This is a genomic window from Salinispora oceanensis (genome assembly GCF_000383575.1).
Lineage (GTDB): Bacteria > Actinomycetota > Actinomycetes > Mycobacteriales > Micromonosporaceae > Micromonospora > Micromonospora oceanensis.
Genome location: NZ_KB911579.1, coordinates 598,888 through 622,336, shown reverse-complemented (window position 1 = coordinate 622,336; position 23,449 = coordinate 598,888). Strand labels below are relative to the sequence as shown.

Genomic DNA, 23,449 nt, shown 5'->3' with positions numbered 1-23,449 from the left:
CTGGCGTCGGTGACCAGCGCGGTGGTCAACCGCACGAGAGTACGCCCCGGCCGTGTCCCGCGTGTTTCAGGTTCGGTGCGGCCCTACCGGATGACCGGCGTGAGGCCGTCGAGAACCTGGCCCAGCACCCCGGCCAGGGCGGCGTTCACCGCGCCGGGGCGTTCCAGCATCAGCAGGTGACCCGCCCCGGGGCACACGAGCCGTCGGGTTCTCGGCAGTGCGGCCGCGATGGACTCGGTACACGGCAGCGGGGTTAGCCGGTCTCGGTCGCCGACCAGCGTGGCGCTCGGCAGGTGCGCCAGGGCGGTCAGGGTCGCCAGCCGGTGTTGGGCTCCGATCGAGGCGCGGAACCCGCCGATCGAGCGGAGCGACGCGTGGGCAACGGCGTGGGTGACCAGGTGAAGGTCGGCCGGGTTGTACCGGTCGCCGAAGAGTATCCAGCGGAGGCTGGGCCGGAGGGCGCGGAGTAACGGCCGGGGCGGCGGCCGGGATCCGCAGCGGGCTAGGAGTCCGGCGCCGGTGCTCTCCGCGAGCCGGATCAACCGGGCGACCCGGGGTGACAGGCCATAGACGGTGTGCGTGTGCCCCTCGGCGGTGGTGGAGACGAAGACCAGACCGGCGACGCGGGCGGCGAAGTGCGTGGGGTGGCGGTGAGCGTACTCCATGATCGTCATTCCGCCCATGGAGTGGCCGATGAGCACCACCCGCCCGGTTGGGATGACCGCATCCAGTACTGCCGCGAGATCGTCGCCGAGCTGGGCCAGGGTGGCGGTGGGCAGCGTCATACAGCTGGATCGCCCGTGCCCGCGCGCGTCGTAGGTCACCACCCGTACCTGAGCGCCGAAGCGGTCTCGTAACTCGGCGACCTGCCGGTGCCAGATGGTTCCGTCCAGCGTCCAGCCGTGTAGCAGCACGGCGGTCACCTCGGCGTCAACCGGACCGTCGGTTTCGATGTGCAGGCGAACAGCGTCCGTGAGGCGGAGTTCCTGTACGTCCGGCATCGCCGCCTCCCTGGGCCGCGCGGATCCGTCACCCGGCGGTACCCGGTGGCAACACCGGCTACCTGTCATGACACCACGGGACAGCTGCCGGAGGAAGACGGCCTCCGGTCCGGGTAGCACGGCGCTCGGCGGGCCGAGTAGCAAGTAGCACGGCGCTCCGCGGGCCGAGTGACACGGCGGCCGGGTAGCGCGGCGCTTGGCTAGCACGATGTGGCCCGCCGGGAGATCCCGACGGGCCCACTATCGTTCGTTGCTCCCCGAGTGGGGCAGCTGGCTGGCGGGAGGGTCAGCCCTCGAAGACGCCGGCCTCAACGAGGCGCTTCTCGGTGGCGTCCCAGCCGTCACCCGGGTGGGTGGTGTTGAGGGAGTTCAGCTCCGCCCGGATCTTGGCGGAGTGACCTGCGGCGGCCAGCGTCCGGATCTCCTCGACGAAAGCGTCGGAGTCGGTGCGCAGGTGCGCGGTCTTGCCGTTGGTCAGGTTACGCACGTATGCGTTCCGGCCGCCGTTGAGTGGGATCACGTACTTGAACTCGCCCAGCACGCTGAGGGCACCACCCTGGCCAGCCTGGCCGGCCCGGACAGACGCGCGCGCGGTCTTCGAGGTGTTGCTCGCCACGGAGGTACTCCTTGCAGACGTACGGGAGGACGCGGGTAAGACGTCCGGGGGCTGGTGCGGACCTCACCCGATGGGTGATCCCGCGGAGAAGTTCGCGGCACAGGCCGCCAATGGAACTGTACACGAGCGTACGGCCGGGTTGGCCACCGCCTCGGGCTGGTCCAACGGGCTCACCCGACCGGCTATTCCGAGACCCGGATTTTCCGAATCCCTGGCGCACCATCCGTCACACCAGTCATGATGTGCCCCGGTAGCCACCTGGCGCGACGAGGTCGTAGGGGAAGACGCACCTCGCTCCCCGGGAGGTCACCGTGCCAACGCGTGGCGTCGTATACGTCCACTCGACCCCGCTCGCCGTGTGCTCGCACGTCGAGTGGGCGATCGCGCGCGTCCTTGCGGCGCCGGTCAACCTGCAGTGGACAGCTCAGCCCGTCGACCCCGGCGCCCGCCGGGCGGAGTGCGGGTGGACCGGTCGCCCTGGAACGGGCGCCGAGCTGGCTGCTGCCCTCCGGCAGTGGCCCATGATTCGTTTCGAGGTCACGGAGGAGCCGAGTCCCGGCACCGACGGAGAGCGCTTCATGTACGTCCCGGGCCGCGGGCTCTTCCAGGCAACCATCGGCGCGGCCGGCGACATCCAGCTCGGTGAGGACCGGTTGCGCAGCATCATGGCCGATGCCCGGGCGCCTGAGGCCCTCGCGCACGCTTTGGAGAAGGCCCTCGGCGCGGCCTGGGACGCCGAGTTGGAGCCCTACCGGTACGCCGGCGACGGCGCTCCGGTGACGTTGCTCACCCGCGTCGGCTGAGGGCTGCACCCACGAAGGTGAGGGCGTCACGTGTTTCGGCGGCGGCCATTCGGCGCGGGTAGGGTCGACTTGCCCCGACCGGCGTCGAGAGAGTGGGATGGCTCGCGTGTCGATACCTGCACGACGGGGCGGTGTCGCGGTCATCGCGCTGGCCGCACTCACTGCCCTGCTTCTTGCTGGCTGCACTGGCGGGCCGGGGCGCGCGCAGCCGACCCGGGCGACGAGTGGCCCGGCGGCCGGCCCGCCGCCCACCGGCCCGGTCGAGGACCCGGCGGCCAGTGCCGCCGCCCTGGCCAGCACGCTGGCGGATGAGGACCTCGTCGGCCAGGTGTTGATGCCGTACGCCTACGGTGCCGCCGCTGATCAGGTCTCGGCTGGCTCGGCCGCCGGCAACCAGGAACTGGCCGGCGTCGACACCCCCGCCCAAATGATCGCGAAGTACCGCCTCGGTGGGCTCATTCTCGTCGGCTTCAGCGCGGACGACCCGACCAGCGGCAACCAGGAGACCACCAACGTCGACAGCCCGGAACAGGTCCGGGAGCTGACCACCGGGCTGCGGTCCGCCGCCGCCGGCCTGGCCACCGGCGAGGCGCCGTTTCTGATCGGCACCGATCAGGAGTACGGGGTGGTTACCCGGATCACCGACGGGGTCACCATGCTGCCCAGCGCGTTGGCCGCGGGTGCGGCCGGCAGACCCGAGCTGACTGAGGCTGCCTGGCGGGCCGCCGGCACCGAACTCGCCGCGATGGGCGTCAACGTGGACTTCGCTCCCGTCGCCGACGTGCTGGTCACCCCCAGCACCGTGATCGGGTCCCGGTCGTACGGCGCCGACCCGTCGATGGTGGCCGAGCAGGTCAGTGCGGTGGTGAGTGGTCTGCAGGCGACCGGCGTCGCGGCAACCCTGAAACACTTTCCCGGCCACGGGCACAGCGCCACCGACTCGCACGAGGAGTTGCCGGTGCTGCCGCAGCCCCGCACCGTGCTCGAGTTGGAGGCCTGGCGTCCCTTCGCGGCCGGTATCGGGTCCGGCGCCCTCGCCGTGATGTCCGGGCACCTCGACGTTCGCGCGGTCGACCCGGGCACCCCGGCGACGTTCTCGCATACCCTGCTCACCGAGGTGCTCCGCGGCGAACTCGGCTTCCAGGGTGTGGTGATCACCGACGGGATGAACATGGCTCCGGCCAAGCGCTGGTCGCCCGGCGAGGCCGCGGTCCGTGCGTTGAACGCCGGGAACGACCTGATTCTCATGCCGCCGAACGTCGGCCAGGCGTACGACGGGCTGCTCGCCGCACTGCGCGACGGCTCGCTGCCCCGAACCCGGCTGGTGGAGGCGGTGACCCGGGTGCTGACCATGAAGTTCACCCTGGCCGGTGCGGCCACCCCGGAACTGGACGTCGTCGGCGCGCCGGCCCACCAGGCGGCGGCCACCGAACTCGCCACCGCCGCGGTGACCGCGCTGCGCGGCCCGTGTGGCAGCCCGGTCTCCGGGCCGGTCACCGTGACCGCTTCCGCCGGCCGGGAGCACACCCGGGCGACGCTGATCGAGAAGCTGACCGCGGCCGGGGTGCCGGTGGCCGACACCGGCGGTGCCGTGGTCCACCTGGTCGGCTACGGCGACAGCGCCGACGATCTGAGCGCCGACGCCGCCGTGACCGTCGCCATGGACACCCCGTACCTGCTGGCCGAGGCGGACTCCCCGGCGTTGCTGGCGACCTACTCGTCGAGCCAGGCGTCGATGACCGGGCTGGCGCGGGTGCTGGCCGGCGAGGTCACCCCCGCCGGCCGCACACCGGTGCCGGTATCCGGCCTGCCGGCCACAACCTGCGGCAGCTGAGTCACCTGGCCAGCCGAGGCCAGCCGGTCGACGCGTCAGTCCGTCGTTCGTAGCCCCTGTACCGTCAACCGGTACGCCGGCAGCACATCGGATGCCTCGGCGATGAGACTCTCGTTGACCGTGAACAGCAGGGACTGCCCATCCGCCGGTATGGCCGCTGCCCAACTCCGGCTGACCTCGTCGAGTAGGTCGTTGTGGCTGACCCAGGTCGCCTCCACACCGGTGACGTCACCGGCGGTCAGGTCGCGGAACTGCGCCTCGGTGGCCTGCTCGAGTGACGTGTCGGCTAGGTAGGCGTCCAGGGCCGCCCGAGGCGGGACACCCTGCTCGGTGGTCCAGACCCGGAGGAAACCGCCGCCTGCATCGCGGCCGTCCACCTCGCACCGGGCGGTGGCGCCACCGCGGAGCATCATCATCGCCGCCATCTCGGCGGCCAGCTCCGGATCAGCGGCGGTCGCCGGGTCCAACTCGACGGTCTCGGCCTGCCAGCCCGCGGCGACCGGGAAGGTGACCGGCAGCGGGCACGGCCCGTCCGCGCCACCGGCGGCACCGTCGGCGCTGGCCGGGGCGATCTCGTCGTACCAGGGCTCGCCGACAGCCGTGTTCTCGACCGACGAGCCGGCGTCGGCCGGCTCCTCCTTCTCCGCGCCGCAGCCCGCCGGGACCAGGAGGGCGAGAACGGCCAGCGTGGCCGGTAGACGATGACGCCGCACAGTACACATCCCGAGGATCGAATTGGACCGACGCCGCGCAGCGTACCGGCCACCCACCGGGATAGAGATATGCGGCGGCCCCCGGACACCGCGGTCGGCGGTACCCGGGGGCCGTCGGATCTCCGCTAGAGCGGGATGTTGCCGTGCGCGCCACGACCGGCCGGTGCCGCCGCGAGCGCCTCAGCGATCTGTCGGCGGGTCTCGGCCGGCTTGATGACGTTGTCGACCACACCGATCTCCAACGCCCGGTTCACTCCACCCGCGACCCGGATCTGCTCCTCGATCAGCTCGGCGCGCAGCGCCTCGCGCTCCTCCGGTGGCGCGGCCGCCAGCTTCTTGCGGTGCAGGATGTTCACCGCCGCGCTGGCACCCATCACCGCGACCTCCGCGTTCGGCCAGGCGAAGACCGCGGTCGCACCGAGGGAACGGGAGTTCATCGCGATGTACGCGCCGCCGTACGCCTTGCGGGTCACCAGCGTCACCCGCGGCACGACCGCCTCGGCGAAGGCGTGCAGCAGCTTCGCCCCACGCCGGACCACCCCGTCCCACTCCTGGCCCAGCCCGGGCAGGTAGCCGGGGACGTCAACGAGCACGATCAGCGGTACGCCGAGCGAGTCGCACATCCGCACGAAGCGGGCCGCCTTCTCGGCGCTGGAGGCGTCGAGGCAGCCGCCGAGCCGCAGTGGGTTGTTGGCGATGACGCCGACCGTCCGGCCGGCGAAGCGCCCTAGGGTGGTGACGATGTTCGGGGCCCACTTGGCGTGCAGCTCGACACCGGGCGCGTCAAGCAGTGCCTTGACCACCGGCTTGACGTCGTACGCCCGGTTGGTCTCGGCCGGCATCTTCGCGGCCAGGTCGTGCCCCTCCTCGGCGGTGGCCGGCACGTCGTCTGGGCAGAGTCGGCCCTGGTGGCCGAGGAGGGCTGTGAGTCGGCGCGACTGGGCCAGCGCCTCCTCGTCGTCCCGGCACGTCACGTGGACGACGCCGGAGCGTCGGCCGTGCGGCTCGGGGCCACCGAGGCGGGCCATGTCGACCTGCTCGCCGGTGACGCTGCGGACGACCTCCGGGCCGGTCACGAAGATCCGGCCGGCACCGCTCATCACCACGATGTCGGTGAGCGCCGGCCCGTAGGCGGCACCCCCCGCGGCGGGACCGAGCACGACGGAGATCTGTGGTACCCGGCCGGAGGCGCGGACCATGGCGGCGAAGACCTGACCGACCGCGTCGAGCGCGACCACGCCCTCGGCGAGCCGGGCTCCGCCGGAGTGCCAGAGCCCGAGGACGGGCACCCGTTCGCGGACGGCGGTGTCAATCGCGTCAACGATGTGTCGGCAGCCGTCAATGCCCATCGCGCCGCCCATCTTCGTGGCGTCGGTGGCGTACGCGATGGCCGGTGTGCCCTCGATCTCGCCGCGGGCGCAGAGCACACCGGAGGTGTCTCGTGGGGCGAGTAGGCGGAGCGTGCCCGCGTCGAACAGGGACCGGAGCCGCAGCTCCGGATCCCGGTAGTCCACGGTGGACGTTTCGGGGCCGGCAACAGTGGTGGTCACGTGAGCCTCCTCTCAGGCCCGCGTGAAGACGAGAGCCACGTTGTGCCCGCCGAAGCCGAAGGAGTTGTTCAGCGCAGCGGGGATCTCCAGGTGACGCGCCTTGTTAGCGGCCACATCCAGGTCGAGACCGTCATCCGGGTCGTCCAGGTTGATCGTGGGTGGCACCACACCATCCCGAATCGCCAGGATTGTGGCGATCGACTCTAGGGCGCCGGCCGCGCCGAGCAGGTGCCCGGACATCGACTTCGTCGCCGTCAGGACGGGGTGGTCGCCCAGCGCCTGGCGCAGAGCCTTGATCTCGGCCATATCGCCGACCGGGGTTGACGTGGCGTGCGCATTGACGTGCATGATGTCGTTCCGGTCGATGTCCGCGTCGGCGATCGCCTTCGCGATAGCCCGGACCGCGCCGATACCCTCCGGGTGCGGCTGCACGATGTCGTAGCCGTCGGAGGTTATTCCGGCGCCGGCGAGCCGTGCGTACACCCGGGCACCGCGGGCCGCGGCGTGGTCGGCGCGTTCCAGCACGATCGCCCCGGCACCCTCGCCGAGCACGAAGCCGTCGCGGGCCTTGTCCCAGGGGCGAGAGGCCTTCTCCGGCTCGTCGTTGCGGGTGGACATCGCCCGCATCGAGGAGAAGCCAGCGATCGGCAGCTGGTGGATGACCGCCTCGGTGCCGCCGGCCAGCACCACATCGGCGCGCCCGGCGCGGATCATGTCCATGCCGAGGGTGATCGCCTCTGCGCCGGTGGCGCAGGCGCTGGCCACGCTGTGCACACCCGCGCGGGCGCCCAACTCCAGGCCGACCCAGGCAGCGGGGCCATTCGGCATCAGCATCGGAATGGTGTGCGGGGAGACCCGCCGTGGGCCGGAGGCCTCCAGGATGTCGTCCTGGGAGAGCAGGGTCAGTGCGCCGCCGATGCCCGAGCCGACGCTGACGCCGAGCCGCTCCGGGTCCAGCCCGGAGTCGGCGAGACCGGCATCCGCCCAAGCCTGGTTCGCGGCGATGATCGCTATCGCCTCGGAGCGGTCCAGCCGGCGCAACTTGACCCGGTCCAGCAGCTCAGCCGGTTCGACCGCGAGCTGGGCCGCGATCCGGACCGGTAGCTGTTCGGCCCAGTCCGGGGTGAGCGCGCTCACCCCGGACTGGCCATTGAGCATGGCGTCCCAGGTTGACGCGACGTCCCCGCCCAGCGGGGTGGTCGCGCCGAGACCGGTGACGACGACGTCGGTGTGGGCCATGGTCAGGACTGCGCCTCGATGTAGCTGACGGCGTCCCCGACGGTCTTCAGGTTCTGCACCTCGTTGTCCGGGATCTTCACGCCGAACTTCTCCTCGGCGGCCACCACGACCTCCACCATCGACAGCGAGTCGACATCCAGGTCGTCGGTGAAGGACTTGCCCTCGGCCACGTCGTCCGGGGTCACCCCGGCAACCTCTTCGAGGATTTCGGCGAGGCCGGTGGTGATCTCGTCACGGGTCATTGCTGTTGGTTCCTCTCATCGGGGTTACTTCGCCGCGGTGGCGAAGGGTGGCGTGGCGAGGCACGCCGGGTCTCAGGGGCAGCGGATGACCTGACCGGCGTAGGTCAGGCCACCGCCGAAGCCGAACAGCAGCACTGGCGCGCCGGAGGGGACCTCACGCCGCTCCACCAGCTTCGACAGGGCCAGGGGAATGCTCGCCGCCGAGGTGTTGCCGGATTCGACCAGATCCTTCGCGACGATCGCCTGCGGGATGCCGAGTCGCTTGACGATGCCGTCGATGATGCGGGTGTTGGCCTGGTGCGGCACGAACGCCGCCAGCTCCGACGGGGCGACTCCGGCCTGCTCGCACGCCTGTAGTGCCAGCGGCGCCAGCGCGGTGGTGGCCCAGCGGAAGACAGCCTGTCCCTCCTGCCGCACGTACGGGCGCCATCCCTCGATCCGGACCGCGTCGCCGCGCTCTGGCACCGAGCCCCACAGCACCGGGCCGATGCCGGCCGGCTCATCCGCCTCGGTGGCGGTGACCACTGCGGCTCCCGCCCCGTCACCAAAGATGATGCAGGTCGAACGGTCCGTCCAGTCGGTGAAGTCGGAGAGCTTCTCCGCGCCGATGACGATGGCGTTCCGCGCTGCGCCGGCCCGAACAGCGTGGTCGACCGTGCCGAGGGCGTACGTGAAGCCGGAGCAGGCGGTGTTGAGGTCGAACGCGCCGGGCGAGGTGATCCCGAGCCGGGCCGCGACCCGGGAGGCGACGTTCGGGCTGCGATCGACTGAGGTGCAGGTGGCCACCACGACGAGGTCGATGTCGGCGGCGGTCAGGCCGGAGCCGGCCAGCGCCTTGCCAGCGGCGGCGGCGGCCATGTCGGTGACCGTCTCGCCGTCGGCGATCCGGCGGCTGGCGATGCCGACCCGGTCGCGGATCCACTCGTCGCTGGTCTCCACCAGCTGGGCGATTTCGTCGTTGGTTACCACCCGGGATGGCTGGTAGTGGCCGAGCGCGACGATCCGGCTGCCCGTCCTCATCAAGGCTGTCCTTCCCTATACGGCCATGCGTACCGCGATGTCATGTGTGGCCGCCGATTCGGGCCAGCGGCTGGCCCGGGGCTACCGGGTCGTCGTGGTGGGGGAGCCACTCGGTGAGCAGGCCGCTGTCGTGGGCGGTGACCTCGACCGAGCCCTGCCGGGTGGCGACGTGGCCAATGATCTGACCAGCGCGCAGGTCAACGCCCTCGGCCAGCTCATCAGCGGGGACGAAGGTGCCGGCGGCAGGGGAGACCACGACCCGGAACTGGATGGTCGGCTCGTGGCCACCGAGGCCGCTGTGCCGGGCGATCAGGTCTCGTGCGGCGGGCAGGTCGTCCGGGGTGTTGAGGGTGACGATCTCCGGGGCGGCCTCGCCCTTCAGCTCCCGCTTGACCAGGCCGGCGAGGGTCCCGGCCGGGGGCAGCTCAATGACCCCGGTCACGCCGAGGTCGGCGAGGGTGCGCAGGCACAGGTCCCAACGGACTGGGGCGGTGACCTGGCGGATCAGCCGCTGCACCATCTCCCGGCCGTGGTTCACGGCGGCACCGTCGAGGTTTGACAGCAGGATGTGAGTCGGATCAGTGGGGGTGACGCCGGCAGCCACGGTGGCCAGGGCGGCCTCGGCCGGGGCCATGTACGGCGTGTGGAAGGCGCCGGCCACCTGTAGCTGGCGGACGCGGGCGCGGGCGGGGGGCTCAGCGGCGAGCTTCTCCAGCCCGCCAAGGGAGCCGGCGGCAACGACCTGGCCGGTGCCGTTGCGGTTGGCCGGGTGCAGCCCGTGTCTCTCGATGGTCGCGAGCACCTCGTCGGGGTCGCCGCCGAGCAGTGCAGCCATCCCGGTCGGTTCCAGCGCGCAGGCAGCTGCCATCTCGCGCCCCCGGACGGCGGCCAGAGTGATCGCGGCCTCCGGCGTGAGTACTCCGGCCAGCGAGGTCGCGCCCAGCTCGCCGACGCTGTGGCCGGCGGTGAGCGTGACATCGTGCATCGGCAGGTGCTCGGCGGCGAGCAGCGCCGCCGCGACGAGCAGCGGCTGGGTGCGGGCGGTGTCCTTGATCTCGTCAGCGTCCGCGGCCGTGCCGAGATACACCAGGTCGACCCCGGCGAGCGCGGACCACCAGCGCAACCGCGCCTCGGTTCCGGGCAGGTCGAGCCAAGGGGTCAGGAAGCCGGGTTTCTGTGAACCCTGGCCGGGGGAGAGTACGGCGAGCACGGATACGACTCTCCCGGATTCGCGCGGGTATCGCTGTGCCGCCTTGCACCAAACCGCACTAGAACCTTTGGAGGAATCCTACAAAGATCCACCGACACGGCCAGCTTATTGCCCCGCTTTGGGAGTACCCGGGGTTGTTGTCCGATTCGGTGTCAGGGCAACTACCGGGTCGAGCCGGCCGACGGTGAGCGCCACCTGGAGCGCGTACGCGTCCCGGGCCGCGAGGGGAGAGAGCCCGGTCACCTCCGCCACGCGGCGCAGCCGGTACCGCACCGTGTTCGGGTGCACGAAGAGCGCCCGGGCGGCGCTCTCCAGGGTGCCGCTGGCGGTGAAGAAGGCATCCAGGGTCTCGAGCAGCTCCCCGCCGGAGCGGGCCAGCGGGGCGTAGACATCGTGCCGCAGCCGGCGGCGGGCCTCGGCATCTCCGGCGAGCGCCCGCTCCGGTAGCAGGTCGGCGGCGGGCACCGGTCGGGGCGCGGCCGGCCAGGCAGGGGCGGCTCGGAACCCGGCGAGAGCGGCCCGGGCGGAGTCGGTGGCCTCGTCCAGGCTCGGCACAGCCGGGCCCACCACGACCGGGCCGGCACCGAAGGCGTCGAGTAGCTTGCCGGTGGCGGCCATCGGATCGGCCACCCCGCCGAGCACGATGACCAGGCGGTCGCCGTGCACGCCGCCAATCACCTCGGCGCCGATTCGCCGGGCCAACCGGTAGACGGTGTGCAGCACGGCGGAGACCTCCCCGCCGGGGGAACGGCCTACCGCCACCGCCACCGGGGGTGCGTCCGCCCAGCCCAGCGCCGCCGCCCGGCTGGCCAACACGTCGGGCGAGTCGCCACGTAGCAGCGCGTCAACCAGTAGGGCCTGGAGCCGGGCATCCCAGGAACCCCGTGACTCGGCGGCCCGCGCGTAGACCCGGGCGGCGGCGAACGCGATCTCCCGGGAGTAGCGCAGCACCACATCCCGTAACTGCTGCTCCTCGCCGGGAGCGGCGAGGGTCGGGACCCGTTCCTCCACCACGTCGATGGTCACCTTGATCAGGGCTACCGTCTGCTGGAGGCTGATGGAACGGGCCAGGGCTTGCGGTGCGGTCGCGAAGACCTCGTCCGAGACCTCCTGGGTGCTGTCCGCGGTGCCGCCGCCCGCGCGCAGCCACTGCACCAGGGAGCGGGCGCCCGCCTGCGCCACCAACATGACCCAGGAGCGTTGGTCGGCCGGGAGCTCGCGGAACCAGGGCAGTGTCTCGTCCATCCGCGCCACGCTGGCGGTGGCGAGCGCTCCCGCCGCCCGCTCGATCCGGCGCAGCGTGGCCGCCAGCTCGGTTCCCGGCTCGTTCACCGCCCTAGCCTGACACGTCGTCACCTGTGGTGTTGTGCCGGGTGAGCGGGCTGCGGCGGCCGTGGTCGACCTTCCCCGTGGCGCTGGCGTCGGCCGCGCCCCGCCTCGATGACCCACCTGGTCGGTTCGCCCGAGCTCGGTGATTCGCGTCGATTCCAAATGTGACCTGGTACCTGTGCCGCACCGCCCGTCGGTCCCGGCCAGTACGGTGACAGGGCACGCCGGGCAGCGCCGGTGGGCGACGGCGAGGGTGAGGAGACCTGGATGGCGCACGGGGAGGCCGAGCGCGGCTGTGCCCAGGACGGGCATTGTCGGCCGGGCCACCACGAGTTGCCGGCAACCAAGAACCACCGGTGGCTTGGCGGCGGTGCGCCGGGCGAGACACCGAGCGGCCCCCTACCGGAGCGCGTTGACGACGATTCCGCGGTGCCGCGGCAACGGGCCGCGGAGTCGCTCGGTTCGCCGCCGGGCCCGGTTCAGGGCTGTCTCAGTGGCCTGCCGGGCTGGGCGGGGGCGCACCGGCACGGCCCGGTTCGACCCCGATCGCGAGCCGGGCGACCGGGTCGACCGCCCAGCCGCTGGTGCTGACCCAGCGGCTGTTCCGGTCGTTGACCGGAACAGCCGCACTCACGGGCGCGGCACCGGAGTCAGCCCGAAGGCGTCAGCGGGTCCGACGCCGGATCAGCAGTGCGATCCCGGCCAGCCCGAGGGTGATTGTCAGCACGACGGCTACGTTGACCAGGAGCAGCCGGGGAAACCCGCTGAAGGCCTCGTCGATGTTTCCAGCGGGGTCAAGCGAATCTTCCGGGATCATCCGTTCGCTGCCGCCGGCCCCACCGCCGACCGTGTCCACCTGCCGTTCCAACGGCACGCCAGCTTTCCGCAGCGTCTCCGACATGGTGAGCCGGCCGAAGAACCAGCCGGCGGTGGTCTGCTGAGAGCCCGGCTGCTTGGCTGGTCGGTAGATGCGGGGCCCGCCGGTGGCCTTCGGGTACAGGTCGAAGGTCTGCTTGGGCTCGTCGCCGGAGAGCACGACGATGGTGTACTTCGGACCGAGGTCGGCCTTCTTCGGTTCGCTGCTCTGGCCAGCGCCACCGAGGAAGTTGACCTGGTCGATGACGGCCGCCAGCTGGCTCGGCTGGGTGTCGGCGCGTAGGTGTAGCGGCTCGGCTATTCCGGCACCGGTGATATCCACGCCAGCGGGCGGTGGCTTCGACGTCGTCGCCGATGCGGGTGTGGTCAGGCCGAGTGCGAGCACTCCCGCCGCGAGACCACTGGCCATGATCACGACCAAGCGCCGAATCCTACGGACCATCGCTGCCTCCTCGCCCCCGTTCGATGGATGGCATCGCCGCGGCTTCGTGCACGCGAATCGCCGTGCCCGGATGCTAGGCCGGACGCCCCCACCTCAATAGACTCCGTCACGCGACAGCTGGCCACACCTCCTGGTGAAGAAATTTCAGCTATCTGTGATCTTCCACCGAGGAGTCACCGATCGCGGTCGGTCGACCCGCGCATTTTACCTACCGCGCCGGACAATCGGACGGCAGGGTAGGTACCTTTCCCTCAGGGGAGACGGAGCCGGGCAGCCCGTAGGCGGGTCAGGGTGCGTTCGCGGCCCAGGACCTCAAGCGACTCGAAGAGGGGGAGACCGACCCGGCGGCCGGTCACCGCGACCCGGACGGGTGCCTGGGCCTTGCCCAGCTTCAGGCCGTGCTCTGCGCCGACCGCCTCCAGTGTCGACTTGGTCGAGTCCGCGTCCCACGAAGGCACCGCGGTGAAGGCGGCGATCGCCGCGTCGAGTAGGTCGCCCGCGCCCTCCTTCATCGCCTTTGCCCACGCTCCCTCGTCGATCAGGGGCGAGTCGAGGAAGAGGAAGTCCACGTTGGGCACGATCTCGCTGAGTACCGCGATCCGGGTTTGCGCCAGCGGTGCCACCGCGGCGAACATCTCGGCGTCGAACTCGTCCGGCTGCCACGGCGGAGGCGCGATGGTCGCGGTGCCGGTCAACCACGGCTGGCATGCCGCGATGAAGTCGGCGACCGGCAGCGCTCGGATGTACTCGCCGTTGAACGCGCGTAGCTTCTTCTCGTCGAAGAAGGCCGAGGAGGGATTCACCTCCTCCAGCCGGAACTCCTCCTCAATCACCGGCCAGGGCACGATCTCCCGGTCGCCGGCCGGCGACCAGCCGAGCAGCATCAGGTAGTTGCACATCGCGTCGGCTAGATAGCCCTCGTCGCGGTACGCCTCCAGGGCCACCTTGTCGCGGCGCTTGGACAGCTTCTGCCGCTTCTCGTTGACGACGACCGGGACGTGCGCCCACACCGGCGGCTTCACGCCGAGCGCCTCCCAGAGCAACTGTTGCTTCGGCGTGTTGGGTAGGTGCTCTTCGGCCCGGATGACGTGGGTGATCCCCATCGTCATGTCGTCCACCACGTTGGCGAGCAGGAAGACCGGGGAACCGTCGCTCCGGGCGATCACGAAGTCCTCGATCAGCCCGTTGTCGAAGGTGGGCTCACCACGGATCAGGTCAACCACCACGGTCGTGCCTTCGTCCGGGGTCCGGAAGCGGAGGGCGCGGCCGGCACCCGGCTCCAGATTCCGATCCCGGCAGAAGCCGTCGTAGCCGGTGTGTGCTGAACCGGTACGGGCCTGTACGGCCTCCCGGGTGCAGTCGCAGTAGTAGGCCCGTCCGGCCTCGTGTAGCCGGCGGGCGGCGGCGCGATGCTCGGTCGCGTACGAGGACTGGAAGTAAGGCCCTTCGTAGCTGCCGCGCGCGATGCCGATCCAATCCAGCGCCGCCAGAATGCCCTCGGTCCACTCGGGCTTGTTGCGGGCCGCGTCCGTGTCCTCGACCCGGAGTACGAACGCCCCGCCCTGCTGCTTGGCGAAGATCCAGCACTGTAGGGCTGAGCGGGCGCCACCGACGTGGAACATTCCGGTCGGGGAGGGGGCGAAGCGTACACGTACCGTCACGCCCCCAGCCTACGGCCGGCCGTACCGGCGTCCGGCAGGGCCCCTCGCCATCGGTGGTGGCCATACCCGTATCGCACGGATGGAGGCAAGGGTTTTCGGCGTGTCTTGGACCCAGCTGTCCGATTAAGTCCGAAATAGCGCATAGAGTGCCGATATCGTGGGTTGTTCGCACTGGAGGAAGACGGAAAATGATCCTCGTGGAACGCAGCTCGCACGTAACCGCGCCGATCGAAGCGGTCTGGGGTGTCGTGCAGCGGGCTGAACAGCTACCGGCCTGGCTGGCCGGGGTACGGGCGGCGGAAGTGCTCTCCGGGGAGGGCTTCGGCCGGCGGCAGCGGGTCCAGGCGGGGCGCGGCGCGGCCCATGAGGCCGAGGTGATCGCCTACCAGGAGCCGACCCTGATCGGCTGGCGGGAACGTGCCAAGGGCGCCGGTGCCCGAGCGGAGGCGCGCACCGAGATCTACGTCCAGCTCACCGCTGACGAGGTGGAGGGCGGGACGGTCGTGCGGCTGATCGTCGTACGCTGGCCGGCTGGCCCGGTCAAGGCCGCCCTGCTTCGGCTCGGTCTGCGTCGGGTCGGCGCCGACCTGGAGGACTCGCTCGCCCGGCTGACCGACCTGGCCGCCGTCGGCTGACCGGCTCGTCCTGGCGTCAACCCGTTCCGGCGGTGGCCTGAGGTCCTAGCCAGGGATCCGGGCCACCGCCACCGTGTGGGCTCCCCACCCCGGGGTGCGGTGTCGTCAGTAGCCGCACGAGGGGGATGCGGACGGAACACCCGAGAGACGAGGCCGGCCCGGCGCGGAACACTCCACGCCGGGCCGGCCGTGACCGTCGGTCAGCTGTCGCCGCCGGTCTCACCGACCGGGGCCGCTCCGATGTCATTGATTGCGTACTTCTTGGCCGCCTCGGCGGGAACCCCCGCCGGGACCGCGCCGCGGAGCGCGAGCTGCCGCAACGTCGCGACCACAATCGACTCCGCGTCCACGTGGAAGTACCGACGCAGCGCGTGCCGGGTGTCCGACATGCCGAACCCGCAGGTGCCGAGCGAGGTGTAGTCGCCGGGCACCCAGCGGGAGATCAGATCCGGCACCGCACGCATCCAGTCGCTGACCGCGACCTTCGGTCCGTCGGCGTCGGCCAGCTTGGCCGTCACGTACGGGACCTGCTGCTCCTCGGTCGGGTTGAGCAGGTTGTGCTCCTCCGCCTGGACCGCGTCGCGGCGCAGCTCGGTCCAGGAGGTCACGGACCAGACGCTGGCGGCCACCCCCCAGTCCCGGGCGAGCAGGTCCTGCGCCTTGAGCGCCCACTGCACGCCGGTGCCGGAGGCGAGCAGCTGTGCCGCCGGGCCGTCTACCTGGGGCGCCGGCGCGTACCGGTAGATGCCCTTCAGGATGCCCTCGACGTCGACCTCCGCCGGCTCCGCCGGCTGCACGATCGGCTCGTTGTAGATCGTCAGGTAGTAGAAGACGTTCTCCTGCGCCTCGCCGTACATGCGGTGCAGGCCGTTCTCCACGATGTGCGCGATCTCGAAGGCGAACGCCGGGTCGTAGGCGACCACCGCCGGGTTGGTGGCGGCGATCAACAGCGAGTGACCGTCCTCGTGCTGGAGGCCCTCGCCGTTGAGCGTGGTCCGGCCGGCGGTAGCGCCGAGCAGGAAGCCGCGGGCCATCTGGTCGGCCGCCGCCCAGAGCCCGTCCGCGGTCCGCTGGAACCCGAACATTGAGTAGAAGATGTACACCGGGATCATCGGCTCGTTGTGCGTGGCGTACGCGGAGCCGGCCGCGGTGAAGGAGGCGACCGAGCCGACCTCGTTGATGCCCTCGTGCAGGATCTGCCCGCTGGTCGCCTCCTTGTACGACAGGAACAGTTCCCGGTCAACCGAGGTGTAGCGCTGGCCGTGCGGCGAGTAGATCTTCCGCGTCGGGAAGAGTGAGTCCATCCCGAAGGTGCGGGCCTCGTCCGGGATGATCGGTACCCAGCGTCGGCCGAACTCCTTGTCCTTCATCAGGTCCTTGAGCAGCCGGACGAAGGCCATCGTGGTGGCCACCTTCTGCTTGCCGGAACCACGCTTCACATCGGCGAAGTTCTTGGGGCCCGGGATGGCGAGGCGCTTCGTGCCGGACCGCCGCGAGGGCAGGTAGCCGCCGAGCTGCCGGCGCCGCTCGTGCAGGTACTCGATCTCGTCGGACTTCGCCTCTGGCCGGTAGTACGGCGGCAGGTAGGGGTTCTCCTCCAGCGCCTTGTCCGGGATGTCCAGGTAGAGCCGGTCGCGGAAGGTTTTCAGGTCATCCAGCGTCAGCTTCTTCATCTGGTGGGTGGCGTTGCGCCCCTCGAAGTGCGAGCCGAGCGTCCACCCCTTGATGGTCTTGGCCAGGATCACCGTCGGCTGCCCGGTGTGCTCCACCGCGGCCTTGTACGCCGCGTAGAGCTTCCGGTAGTCGTGGCCACCCCGCTTCAGGTTCCAGATCTCGTCGTCGCTGAGGTGATCGACCATCTTGCGGGTCCGCGGGTCGCGGCCGAAGAAGTGCTCCCGGATGTACGCCCCGGACTCCGCCTTGTAGGTCTGGTAGTCACCGTCGGGCGTGGTGTTCATCAGGTTGACGAGCGCGCCGTCGGTGTCCCGGGCGAGCAGCGGGTCCCACTCGCGACCCCAGACAACCTTGATGACGTTCCAACCCGCACCCCGGAAGAACGCCTCCAGTTCCTGCATGACCTTGCCGTTGCCGCGGACCGGTCCGTCCAGGCGTTGCAGGTTGCAGTTGATGACGAAGGTGAGGTTGTCCAGCTCCTCCCGGGCGGCCGTACCGATCGCGCCCAGCGTCTCCGGCTCGTCCATCTCACCGTCGCCGAGGAACGCCCACACGTTCTGGTCGGAGGTGTCCTTGATGCCGCGGTGGTGCAGGTAGCGGTTGAATCGGGCCTGGTAGATGGCGTTGACGCCGCCGAGGCCCATCGAAACGGTGGGGAACTCCCAGAAGTCCGGCATCAGCCGGGGGTGCGGGTACGACGGCAGCCCGCCGCCCGGGTGTGACAGCTCCTGGCGGAACCCGTCGAGCTGGTGCTCGCTGAGCCGACCCTCGAGAAACGCCCGCGCGTACATGCCGGGGGAGGCGTGCCCCTGGTAGAAGAGGTGGTCCCCGCCCCCCGGGTGGTCCTTACCCCGGAAGAAGTGGTTGAAGCCGACCTCGTAGAGCGATGCCGAGCTGGCGAACGTCGAGATGTGCCCGCCGACGCCGATCTCCGGCCGCTGGGCCCGGTGCACCAACATCGCGGCGTTCCACCGGATGTAGGCCCGGATGCGCCGCTCGACGTGTTCGTCGCCGGGGAACCAGGGCTCCTGCTCCGGTGCGATGGTGTTGATGTAGTCCGTGGTCGTCAGGGATGGCACCCCGACCTGACGCTCGCGGGCTCGTTCCAGCAGACGCAGCATGACGTAGCGGGCGCGCTTCGTCCCGCGCTCGTCAATGACACCGTCGAGCGACTCGACCCATTCGCCGGTCTCGTCCGGGTCGATGTCCGGAAGCTGGCTCGGCAGACCGGCACTGATCACCGGGCGCTTGCGTTCCGTGGCCACAGGCGTTCCCTCGGTTGGATTTTGGTCAGGTTATAGCGCCATCCTGCCTTCTCGGGGCACTCCCCGTCACTTCACCCGCAGGAGACGCGACGCTCGACACAGGTACTCGTCGGTAACCTCGTCCGGGGTGGCCCGCGATGTCTCGGTGTCCCGGGTTGGCCCGGCGCGGCCGCGGGCAGAATCCAGACATGCGTACCGAAGTGATAACCGTGCAAACCGGGTCGCGTCTTACCGTCCGGAACATCACCACCGAGGCGGACCGGTTCGTGGTCGGGCAGGGGGACGGCCTGCTGCACGTCTTTGTACCCCACACCACCGCCGGGCTCGCGCTCATCGAACTCGGCTCCGGGTCCGACGACGACCTACGCCGGGTGCTCAACGACCTACTGCCCGCCGACGACCGATGGCGACACCGGCACGGGAGCCCCGGCCACGGGCGGGACCATCTGCTGCCCGCCTTCCTGCCGCCGTACGCGACGCTGCCGGTGTGTGCCGGGCAGCTCATGCTCGGTACCTGGCAGTCGCTGTGTCTGGTTGACCCGAACGGGGACAACCCGACCCGCCAGGTCCGCTTCTCCTTCCTGCCCGGCTGACCGGCCCGGAAGTCGGCGCGACGGAGTGGACCGGGCCGCCCCCGTCGTGTCCCACTGGGCACGCCGGGCTCCGGTCGGTAATGCTGTCCGACGTGACCACCCAGTACGACCTTGACGAGCGGCTCCGCGTGACTGTGGGGGCACTGGTCGCCGCCGGGCATCGTCGGGACCCCTCCCGGCCGGTCCGCGAGGGAGCGCCGCTGACCGGCGTGCGGGTTCTGGAACTGTTCGACGCCCAAATCGTCAGCCGCCAGCTTGATCTGGCCGGCCGCTGGCTCCGCAGCTTCGGCGAGGGCTTCTACACCGTCGGCTCGGCCGGCCACGAGGGTAACGCCGCCGTCGCCGCCGCGCTGGCGCCGACCGACCCGGCCCTGCTGCACTACCGCTCCGGCGCGTTCTACTGCGTCCGCGCTGCCCAGCTCAACGGTGATCGCAACCCGAACGCCCGCGACCTCCCCGCTGCCACCGCCCCGGCAGGCGCGGTCGCGGGCCCCGGGGTCGCGCTGGCAGACGGCGCACGCTCCCTCGCCCCCGGGTACGCCGAAGCGGCCCGCGACGTGCTGCGCGGGATGGTGGCCTCGGCTCGGGAGCCGATCGCCGGCGGCCGGGACAAGGTCTTCGGCCGCGCCGACCTCGCCGTCGTGCCAACCACCTCCACCGTCGCCTCGCACCTGCCCCGCGCGGTCGGCCTGGGGCTGGCGCTGGAGCGGTCGCGCCGGCTCGACGGGGCGGACCAGCACACCCTCCCCGACCGCGGGCCATGGCCGCCAGAGGCCGTTGTGCTCTGCTCCTTCGGCGACGCGTCGGTGAACCATGCCAGCGCCACCGCCGCCCTGAACACCGCCGGCTGGTACGACCACACCGGGCTACGTCTGCCCGTCCTGTTCCTCTGCGAGGACAACGGCCCCGGCGCCAGCGTGCGGTCACCACAGGGCTGGGTCGGGGCGGTCCTGCGTGCGAAGCCGGGAGTCCGCTACTTCACCGCCGACGGGACCGACCTGGTCGAGACGTACGCGGTGGCGGCCGAGGCGGTGCGGTGGGTCCGTCGACATCGTCGGCCGGCCGTGCTGCACCTGTCGACCGTCCGACTGATGGGGAACGCCGGTACGGACGCGCAGAGCGCGTACCGCACCACCGACGAGATCGCCGACGACCTCGAGCGGGATCCGCTGCAGGTTACCGCGCGATTGCTCACCGGGGCGGGCGTCGCCACCGGCGCGGCCCTGCTGACCCGGTACGACGAGATCGGCTGGCAGGTCCGCCGGATCGCCGAGGAGGTGTTGGCGGAGCCGAAGCTGGCCGGCCCGGCGGAGGTCCTCGCCCCGCTGGCACCACGGCGGCCGGGCCGGGTCGCCCGGGCCGTCGCCGCGGCCGCGGCCCGCGCCGAAGGCACCGGCGCCGCGGCCCGAGCCGCGGCCTTCGGCGGAGAGGTGCCCGAACTGGCCGGCCCGCTGACTCTCGCGCAGAGCATCAACGCCGCCCTGGCCGACGGTCTGCTCGACCACCCACGAATGGCCGTGTTCGGGGAGGACGTCGGGGCGAAGGGCGGGCGGTACGGGGTGACGAAGGGGCTACGGGAGCGCTTCGGAGCAGCCCGGGTCTTCGACACTCTGCTCGACGAGACCTCGCTCCTCGGGCTCGGACTGGGCGCCGGGCTGGCCGGGATGCTGCCGGTGCCGGAGATTCAGTACCTCGGGTATCTGCACAGCGGCGAGGACCAGCTACGCGGCGAGGCCGCCACCATGCAGTTCTTCGCCCAGGGCGCCTACCGAAATCCGATGGTGGTCCGGATCGGCGGGCTGGCCTACCAGCAGGAGTTCGGTGGTCACTTCCACAACGACAACTCGGTCTCCGTACTCCGGGACATCCCTGGCCTGGTGGTCGCGGTGCCGGCGCGGCCGGACGACGCCGCGGCCATGCTGCGCACCTGCCTGGCCAGCGCGGCGGTGGATGGCAGCGTCTGCGTCTTCCTGGAGCCCATCGCCCTCTACCACACGCGTGACCTGCGCACGGAGGGCGACGGGGAGTGGCTTGCCGAGTACGCGGGGCCGGGCTCCTGGGCGAGCGCGCAGGTGCCGATCGGCCGAGCTCGCGGTTACGGTGTCGGCTCGGCCGGAGACATTACGATCATCACCTTCGGTAACGGGGTGCGGTTGTCGCTGCGTGCCGCCGCGGTGCTCGCCGAGGAGGGGGTCGGCAGCCGTGTGGTTGACCTGCGCTGGCTGGCGCCGCTGCCGGTCGCCGACCTGATCCGGGAGGCCACCGCCACCGGCCGGGTTCTGGTCGTGGACGAGACCCGGCGGTCCGGCGGCGTGGGGGAGGGGGTCATCGCGACCTTGGTCGATGCCGGCTACGTCGGAGCAGTGCGGCGTGTTGCGGCAGTTGACTCGTTCGTACCATTAGGCCCGGCGGCCCGTCAGGTACTGGTCACCGAGGATGCCATCACCCAGGGTGCCCGCACGCTTCTGGCAGGGTAAATTCCGTTCCACCCGGTGTGCCACTTGCGCGCCGAGCCGCAACTGTGTGGACTTGGCTCACGGCGTTGACCGACGCCGTGAGCTGGATGAAAGAGGAGGCACGCGACAGTGAGCGCGACCGCTGGTCAGGCCGCCGACGGGGTACGCAGCCTGGCGGACCGGTTCGGAATCGAGCCGGGGATGGTCGTCATGGAGATGGGGTACGACGACGACGTCGACCAAGATCTCCGAGACGCCCTGACCGACCGCTGTGGGGAACTGGTTGACGAAGACACCGACGAGGTGGTCGACGCGGTACTGGTGTGGTACCGGGACGGCGACGGTGACCTTTTCGAGCTGCTCGTTGATGCCCTCGGCCCGCTGGCGGACAGCGGAATCGTGTGGCTACTGACGCCGAAGGCCGGACGTGAGGGGCACGTGGAGCCCAGCGAGATCGCCGAGTCCGCACCCACCGCGGGTCTGCAGCAGACCTCCACGATCAATGCTGGCCGGGACTGGAGTGGCGCCCGGCTGGTGCTGCGCCGCGGTTCGAAGAGCAAGAAGTAACTGACGCCGTACCGCTCAGCTCCTGCCGTATGGCAGGCTTTCCTGACGTTGACCCGACCGCAAGGAGTTCCGCATGCCCATCGAGGTTGGCGCGCAGGCGCCGGACTTCGTGCTCAAGGACCAGAACAACCAGGAGGTTCGGCTCGCCGATTTCCGTGACAAGCGCGCGGTGCTCCTGGTCTTCTACCCACTCGCCTTCACCGGTGTCTGTCAGGGTGAACTGTGTGAGGTACGGGACAACCTGAACCAGTACGTCAATGACGACGTTCAGGTGCTCACCGTCAGCGTTGACTCGGTGTACGCCCACAAGATCTGGGCCGATCGGGAGGGCTACCAGTTCCCGCTGCTCGCCGACTTCTGGCCGCACGGCGCAGTCGCCCAGGCCTACGGGGTCTTCAACGATGTCGCCGGCATCGCCAACCGGGGCACCTTCGTCATCGACAAGGCGGGCGTGGTCCGCTTCGCCGAGATGAACTCGCCGGGTGAGGCCCGTGACCAGCAGGGCTGGCGCAAGGCGCTGGCTGAGGTTGCGGCCGTCTGACACCTGGTCGACCGTCGGGGGCGGGGCCGGTGGCGGCAGGGTAAGCTTGCCAGCCTCCGGCCCGTCTCACCGGCGCCCGGGGCGCGTAGCTCAGTGGGAGAGCACTCGCCTTACAAGCGAGGGGTCGCAGGTTCGAAACCTGCCGCGCCCACCCCGTACCACCGGCACTGACGATGGCCGACCCCCAGGCGTGACAGTAACGGCGGTTAAGAAAGCCGGCCATCGATGTGGACCGCGGTCAGCACGTCTACGAACGCTCGAACGAGTCCGGGGTCGATCCGGGTTGGCGCGCGCTGTCGAGCTGCCCTCATGGATGGGGCATGAACGTGTGGGCCGGTGGGCCGCCGCTACCGGTGTTGCCCGTTTCGGCGCGGCTGACGAGGAAGGCTAGCCACACTCGTCTTCCGCCCGTCCGGCAGGCGGGAGGTCACCCGGGCCGCGGATCAGGTAGATCGCCACCAGCAGTAGGTAGGCGAGCAGACTGAGGATCGGGTTGATGAAGACGATGGCGAAGGCGAATAGGTAGAGCAGCGGGCGGATGAGGTACCGGCGGGAGACCGACGCCGCCAGTTGCGGATCGAGATCCGGGTTGAGCAGTCCACGCCAGCGTGCCCACCACCAGGCCAGGTTGAAGAACAGCGCTTCGCCGAGCACGGCGCCGACGTAGATCGCGGCCGACAACTGCTGGTCCACATCGCTGCCGCGAAGGTGGTCCGAGAGCTGGTTGGCCGTGAACGGGATGGCCGCCACGAACATCAGCATCAGCAGGTTCAGCACCAAGAGCATCTGGTCAACCCGGACCACGTATCGCCAACTGTTGTGGTGGGCCAGCCAGATCTGGCCGACGACAGCGAAGGTGATGATGTAGGCGAGGAAAGCTCGCCACTCCTGTCGGAGCCGCGACACCAGATCGGTGTCGGCCGCTCCCTCTGGGTTGAACTGGAGCAGCTCCACCGCCATCAGAGTCAGTGCGACGGCGATCACGGCGTCGCTGAAGGCCTCCACCCGGGCGGTGTCCCGGGACATCTCGCTGTCCCGCCGATACCGGTGTCTCGGCCTTCCGCCCGCCTGCGTCACGTCACCCCCGCCCCCCGCTGGATCCGCACACTGATCGTCACCCGGCGGGGCGGAGTGCGTGGCGAAACCGCCCTCAGTCGACCGAAGCGGACGAGTTTTGTGGGA

General features: G+C 70.6%; 21 protein-coding genes and 1 tRNA gene. 9 read left to right on the top strand and 13 right to left on the bottom strand.

The genetic code is table 11. The features are described 5' to 3' along the window. Nucleotides 1–83 precede the first annotated feature (83 nt). Nucleotides 84–1,001: an alpha/beta fold hydrolase gene (locus SALPAC4_RS0102595; RefSeq protein WP_019869043.1), complete on the bottom strand. Its 918-nt coding sequence runs from the start codon at nt 999–1,001 to the stop codon at nt 84–86. Between the two features lie 286 nt (nt 1,002–1,287). Continuing rightward, nucleotides 1,288–1,617, bottom strand: a complete 330-nt coding sequence (locus tag SALPAC4_RS0102590; RefSeq protein WP_018732857.1) for a hypothetical protein — start codon at nt 1,615–1,617, stop codon at nt 1,288–1,290. Nucleotides 1,618–1,928: 311 nt separating this feature from the next. On the opposite strand from SALPAC4_RS0102590, the gene SALPAC4_RS0102585 reads away from it, so the two are divergent. Together SALPAC4_RS0102585 and SALPAC4_RS0102580 are read left to right on the top strand one after the other, a co-directional pair. After that, on the top strand, nt 1,929–2,420 hold the full coding sequence (locus SALPAC4_RS0102585) for a DUF3145 domain-containing protein (protein WP_018732856.1): 492 nt from the start codon (nt 1,929–1,931) through the stop codon (nt 2,418–2,420). Between the two features lie 97 nt (nt 2,421–2,517). Next, nucleotides 2,518–4,254, top strand: coding sequence for a glycoside hydrolase family 3 protein (locus tag SALPAC4_RS0102580; RefSeq protein ID WP_019869042.1), 1,737 nt, complete (start codon nt 2,518–2,520; stop codon nt 4,252–4,254). Nucleotides 4,255–4,289: 35 nt separating this feature from the next. Here the strand turns inward: SALPAC4_RS0102580 and SALPAC4_RS0102575 are convergent, their stop codons facing one another. From SALPAC4_RS0102575 to SALPAC4_RS0102545, 7 genes are all read right to left on the bottom strand, one after another. Next, entirely contained in the window at nt 4,290–4,976 is a 687-nt protein-coding gene (locus SALPAC4_RS0102575; RefSeq protein WP_188116840.1) for a lipoprotein, read from the bottom strand. A 116-nt stretch (nt 4,977–5,092) separates the two neighbouring features. After that, nucleotides 5,093–6,517, bottom strand: a complete 1,425-nt coding sequence (locus SALPAC4_RS0102570; protein WP_019869040.1) for an acyl-CoA carboxylase subunit beta — start codon at nt 6,515–6,517, stop codon at nt 5,093–5,095. 12 nt (nt 6,518–6,529) lie between these two features. Further along, nucleotides 6,530–7,756, bottom strand: coding sequence for a beta-ketoacyl-ACP synthase II (gene fabF, locus SALPAC4_RS0102565; protein WP_019869039.1), 1,227 nt, complete (start codon nt 7,754–7,756; stop codon nt 6,530–6,532). Nucleotides 7,757–7,758: 2 nt separating this feature from the next. After that, complete coding sequence (locus tag SALPAC4_RS0102560; protein ID WP_012183711.1) at nt 7,759–7,998, bottom strand: acyl carrier protein; 240 nt, start codon at nt 7,996–7,998, stop codon at nt 7,759–7,761. 72 nt (nt 7,999–8,070) lie between these two features. Further along, nucleotides 8,071–9,018: a beta-ketoacyl-ACP synthase III gene (locus SALPAC4_RS0102555; RefSeq protein ID WP_019869038.1), complete on the bottom strand. Its 948-nt coding sequence runs from the start codon at nt 9,016–9,018 to the stop codon at nt 8,071–8,073. A gap of 40 nt (nt 9,019–9,058) precedes the next feature. Beyond that, nucleotides 9,059–10,228, bottom strand: a complete 1,170-nt coding sequence (locus SALPAC4_RS0102550; protein WP_020113440.1) for an acyltransferase domain-containing protein — start codon at nt 10,226–10,228, stop codon at nt 9,059–9,061. Nucleotides 10,229–10,333: 105 nt separating this feature from the next. Beyond that, nucleotides 10,334–11,704 (bottom strand): PucR family transcriptional regulator, encoded by a 1,371-nt coding sequence (locus SALPAC4_RS0102545; protein ID WP_397537981.1) that lies wholly within the window; start codon nt 11,702–11,704, stop codon nt 10,334–10,336. Between the two features lie 120 nt (nt 11,705–11,824). Between SALPAC4_RS0102545 and SALPAC4_RS28190 the strand changes: the two genes are divergently transcribed. Continuing rightward, the gene (locus tag SALPAC4_RS28190) at nt 11,825–12,148 is read left to right on the top strand and encodes a hypothetical protein (RefSeq protein ID WP_026271615.1); all 324 of its coding nucleotides are present in this window, start codon (nt 11,825–11,827) and stop codon (nt 12,146–12,148) included. Nucleotides 12,149–12,221: 73 nt separating this feature from the next. Here SALPAC4_RS28190 and SALPAC4_RS0102535 read toward each other — a convergent pair whose 3' ends face one another. After that, nucleotides 12,222–12,875, bottom strand: a complete 654-nt coding sequence (locus tag SALPAC4_RS0102535) for a hypothetical protein (protein ID WP_019869034.1) — start codon at nt 12,873–12,875, stop codon at nt 12,222–12,224. Between the two features lie 251 nt (nt 12,876–13,126). Then, nucleotides 13,127–14,536 carry a glutamate--tRNA ligase gene (gltX, locus tag SALPAC4_RS0102530; protein ID WP_027644772.1) on the bottom strand — a complete coding sequence of 470 codons (1,410 nt, stop codon included), beginning with the start codon at nt 14,534–14,536 and terminating at the stop codon, nt 13,127–13,129. 188 nt (nt 14,537–14,724) lie between these two features. Between gltX and SALPAC4_RS0102525 the strand changes: the two genes are divergently transcribed. Further along, nucleotides 14,725–15,171 (top strand): SRPBCC family protein, encoded by a 447-nt coding sequence (locus tag SALPAC4_RS0102525; protein WP_018732846.1) that lies wholly within the window; start codon nt 14,725–14,727, stop codon nt 15,169–15,171. Nucleotides 15,172–15,371: 200 nt separating this feature from the next. On the opposite strand, the gene aceE is transcribed toward SALPAC4_RS0102525, so the two are convergent. Next, entirely contained in the window at nt 15,372–18,110 is a 2,739-nt protein-coding gene (aceE, locus tag SALPAC4_RS0102520) for a pyruvate dehydrogenase (acetyl-transferring), homodimeric type (protein WP_019869032.1), read from the bottom strand. Between the two features lie 188 nt (nt 18,111–18,298). On the opposite strand from aceE, the gene SALPAC4_RS0102515 reads away from it, so the two are divergent. The 5 genes from SALPAC4_RS0102515 to SALPAC4_RS0102495 all read left to right on the top strand — a co-directional run bounded on the left by SALPAC4_RS0102515 (nt 18,299) and on the right by SALPAC4_RS0102495 (nt 22,418). Then, nucleotides 18,299–18,703: a YjbQ family protein gene (locus tag SALPAC4_RS0102515; protein ID WP_018744731.1), complete on the top strand. Its 405-nt coding sequence runs from the start codon at nt 18,299–18,301 to the stop codon at nt 18,701–18,703. Nucleotides 18,704–18,783: 80 nt separating this feature from the next. Beyond that, entirely contained in the window at nt 18,784–21,180 is a 2,397-nt protein-coding gene (locus SALPAC4_RS0102510) for a transketolase C-terminal domain-containing protein (RefSeq protein ID WP_019869031.1), read from the top strand. A gap of 108 nt (nt 21,181–21,288) precedes the next feature. Beyond that, on the top strand, nt 21,289–21,726 hold the full coding sequence (locus SALPAC4_RS0102505; RefSeq protein WP_018216517.1) for a DUF3052 domain-containing protein: 438 nt from the start codon (nt 21,289–21,291) through the stop codon (nt 21,724–21,726). Nucleotides 21,727–21,799: 73 nt separating this feature from the next. Continuing rightward, a complete protein-coding gene (locus tag SALPAC4_RS0102500; RefSeq protein ID WP_019869030.1) occupies nt 21,800–22,267 on the top strand; it encodes a peroxiredoxin in 468 nt (155 codons plus the stop codon). Nucleotides 22,268–22,346: 79 nt separating this feature from the next. Then, a tRNA-Val gene (locus SALPAC4_RS0102495) sits at nt 22,347–22,418 on the top strand. Nucleotides 22,419–22,654: 236 nt separating this feature from the next. On the opposite strand, the gene SALPAC4_RS0102490 is transcribed toward SALPAC4_RS0102495, so the two are convergent. Further along, nucleotides 22,655–23,293 (bottom strand): TMEM175 family protein, encoded by a 639-nt coding sequence (locus tag SALPAC4_RS0102490; RefSeq protein WP_019869029.1) that lies wholly within the window; start codon nt 23,291–23,293, stop codon nt 22,655–22,657. Nucleotides 23,294–23,449 lie beyond the last annotated feature (156 nt).

Excerpts from the sequence above, each read along its gene's own strand:
- SALPAC4_RS0102595 (WP_019869043.1), bottom strand. The coding sequence starts at position 1,001 with ATGCCGGACGTACAGGAACTCCGCCTCACGGACGCTGTTCGCCTGCAC.
- SALPAC4_RS0102580 (WP_019869042.1), top strand. The coding sequence starts at position 2,518 with ATGGCTCGCGTGTCGATACCTGCACGACGGGGCGGTGTCGCGGTCATC.
- SALPAC4_RS0102575 (WP_188116840.1), bottom strand. The coding sequence starts at position 4,976 with ATGTGTACTGTGCGGCGTCATCGTCTACCGGCCACGCTGGCCGTTCTC.
- fabF (WP_019869039.1), bottom strand. The coding sequence starts at position 7,756 with ATGGCCCACACCGACGTCGTCGTCACCGGTCTCGGCGCGACCACCCCG.
- SALPAC4_RS0102560 (WP_012183711.1), bottom strand. The coding sequence starts at position 7,998 with ATGACCCGTGACGAGATCACCACCGGCCTCGCCGAAATCCTCGAAGAG.
- SALPAC4_RS0102555 (WP_019869038.1), bottom strand. The coding sequence starts at position 9,018 with ATGAGGACGGGCAGCCGGATCGTCGCGCTCGGCCACTACCAGCCATCC.
- SALPAC4_RS28190 (WP_026271615.1), top strand. The coding sequence starts at position 11,825 with ATGGCGCACGGGGAGGCCGAGCGCGGCTGTGCCCAGGACGGGCATTGT.
- SALPAC4_RS0102535 (WP_019869034.1), bottom strand. The coding sequence starts at position 12,875 with ATGGTCCGTAGGATTCGGCGCTTGGTCGTGATCATGGCCAGTGGTCTC.
- SALPAC4_RS0102525 (WP_018732846.1), top strand. The coding sequence starts at position 14,725 with ATGATCCTCGTGGAACGCAGCTCGCACGTAACCGCGCCGATCGAAGCG.
- SALPAC4_RS0102515 (WP_018744731.1), top strand. The coding sequence starts at position 18,299 with ATGCGTACCGAAGTGATAACCGTGCAAACCGGGTCGCGTCTTACCGTC.
- SALPAC4_RS0102510 (WP_019869031.1), top strand. The coding sequence starts at position 18,784 with ATGCTGTCCGACGTGACCACCCAGTACGACCTTGACGAGCGGCTCCGC.
- SALPAC4_RS0102500 (WP_019869030.1), top strand. The coding sequence starts at position 21,800 with ATGCCCATCGAGGTTGGCGCGCAGGCGCCGGACTTCGTGCTCAAGGAC.
- SALPAC4_RS0102490 (WP_019869029.1), bottom strand. The coding sequence starts at position 23,293 with ATGTCCCGGGACACCGCCCGGGTGGAGGCCTTCAGCGACGCCGTGATC.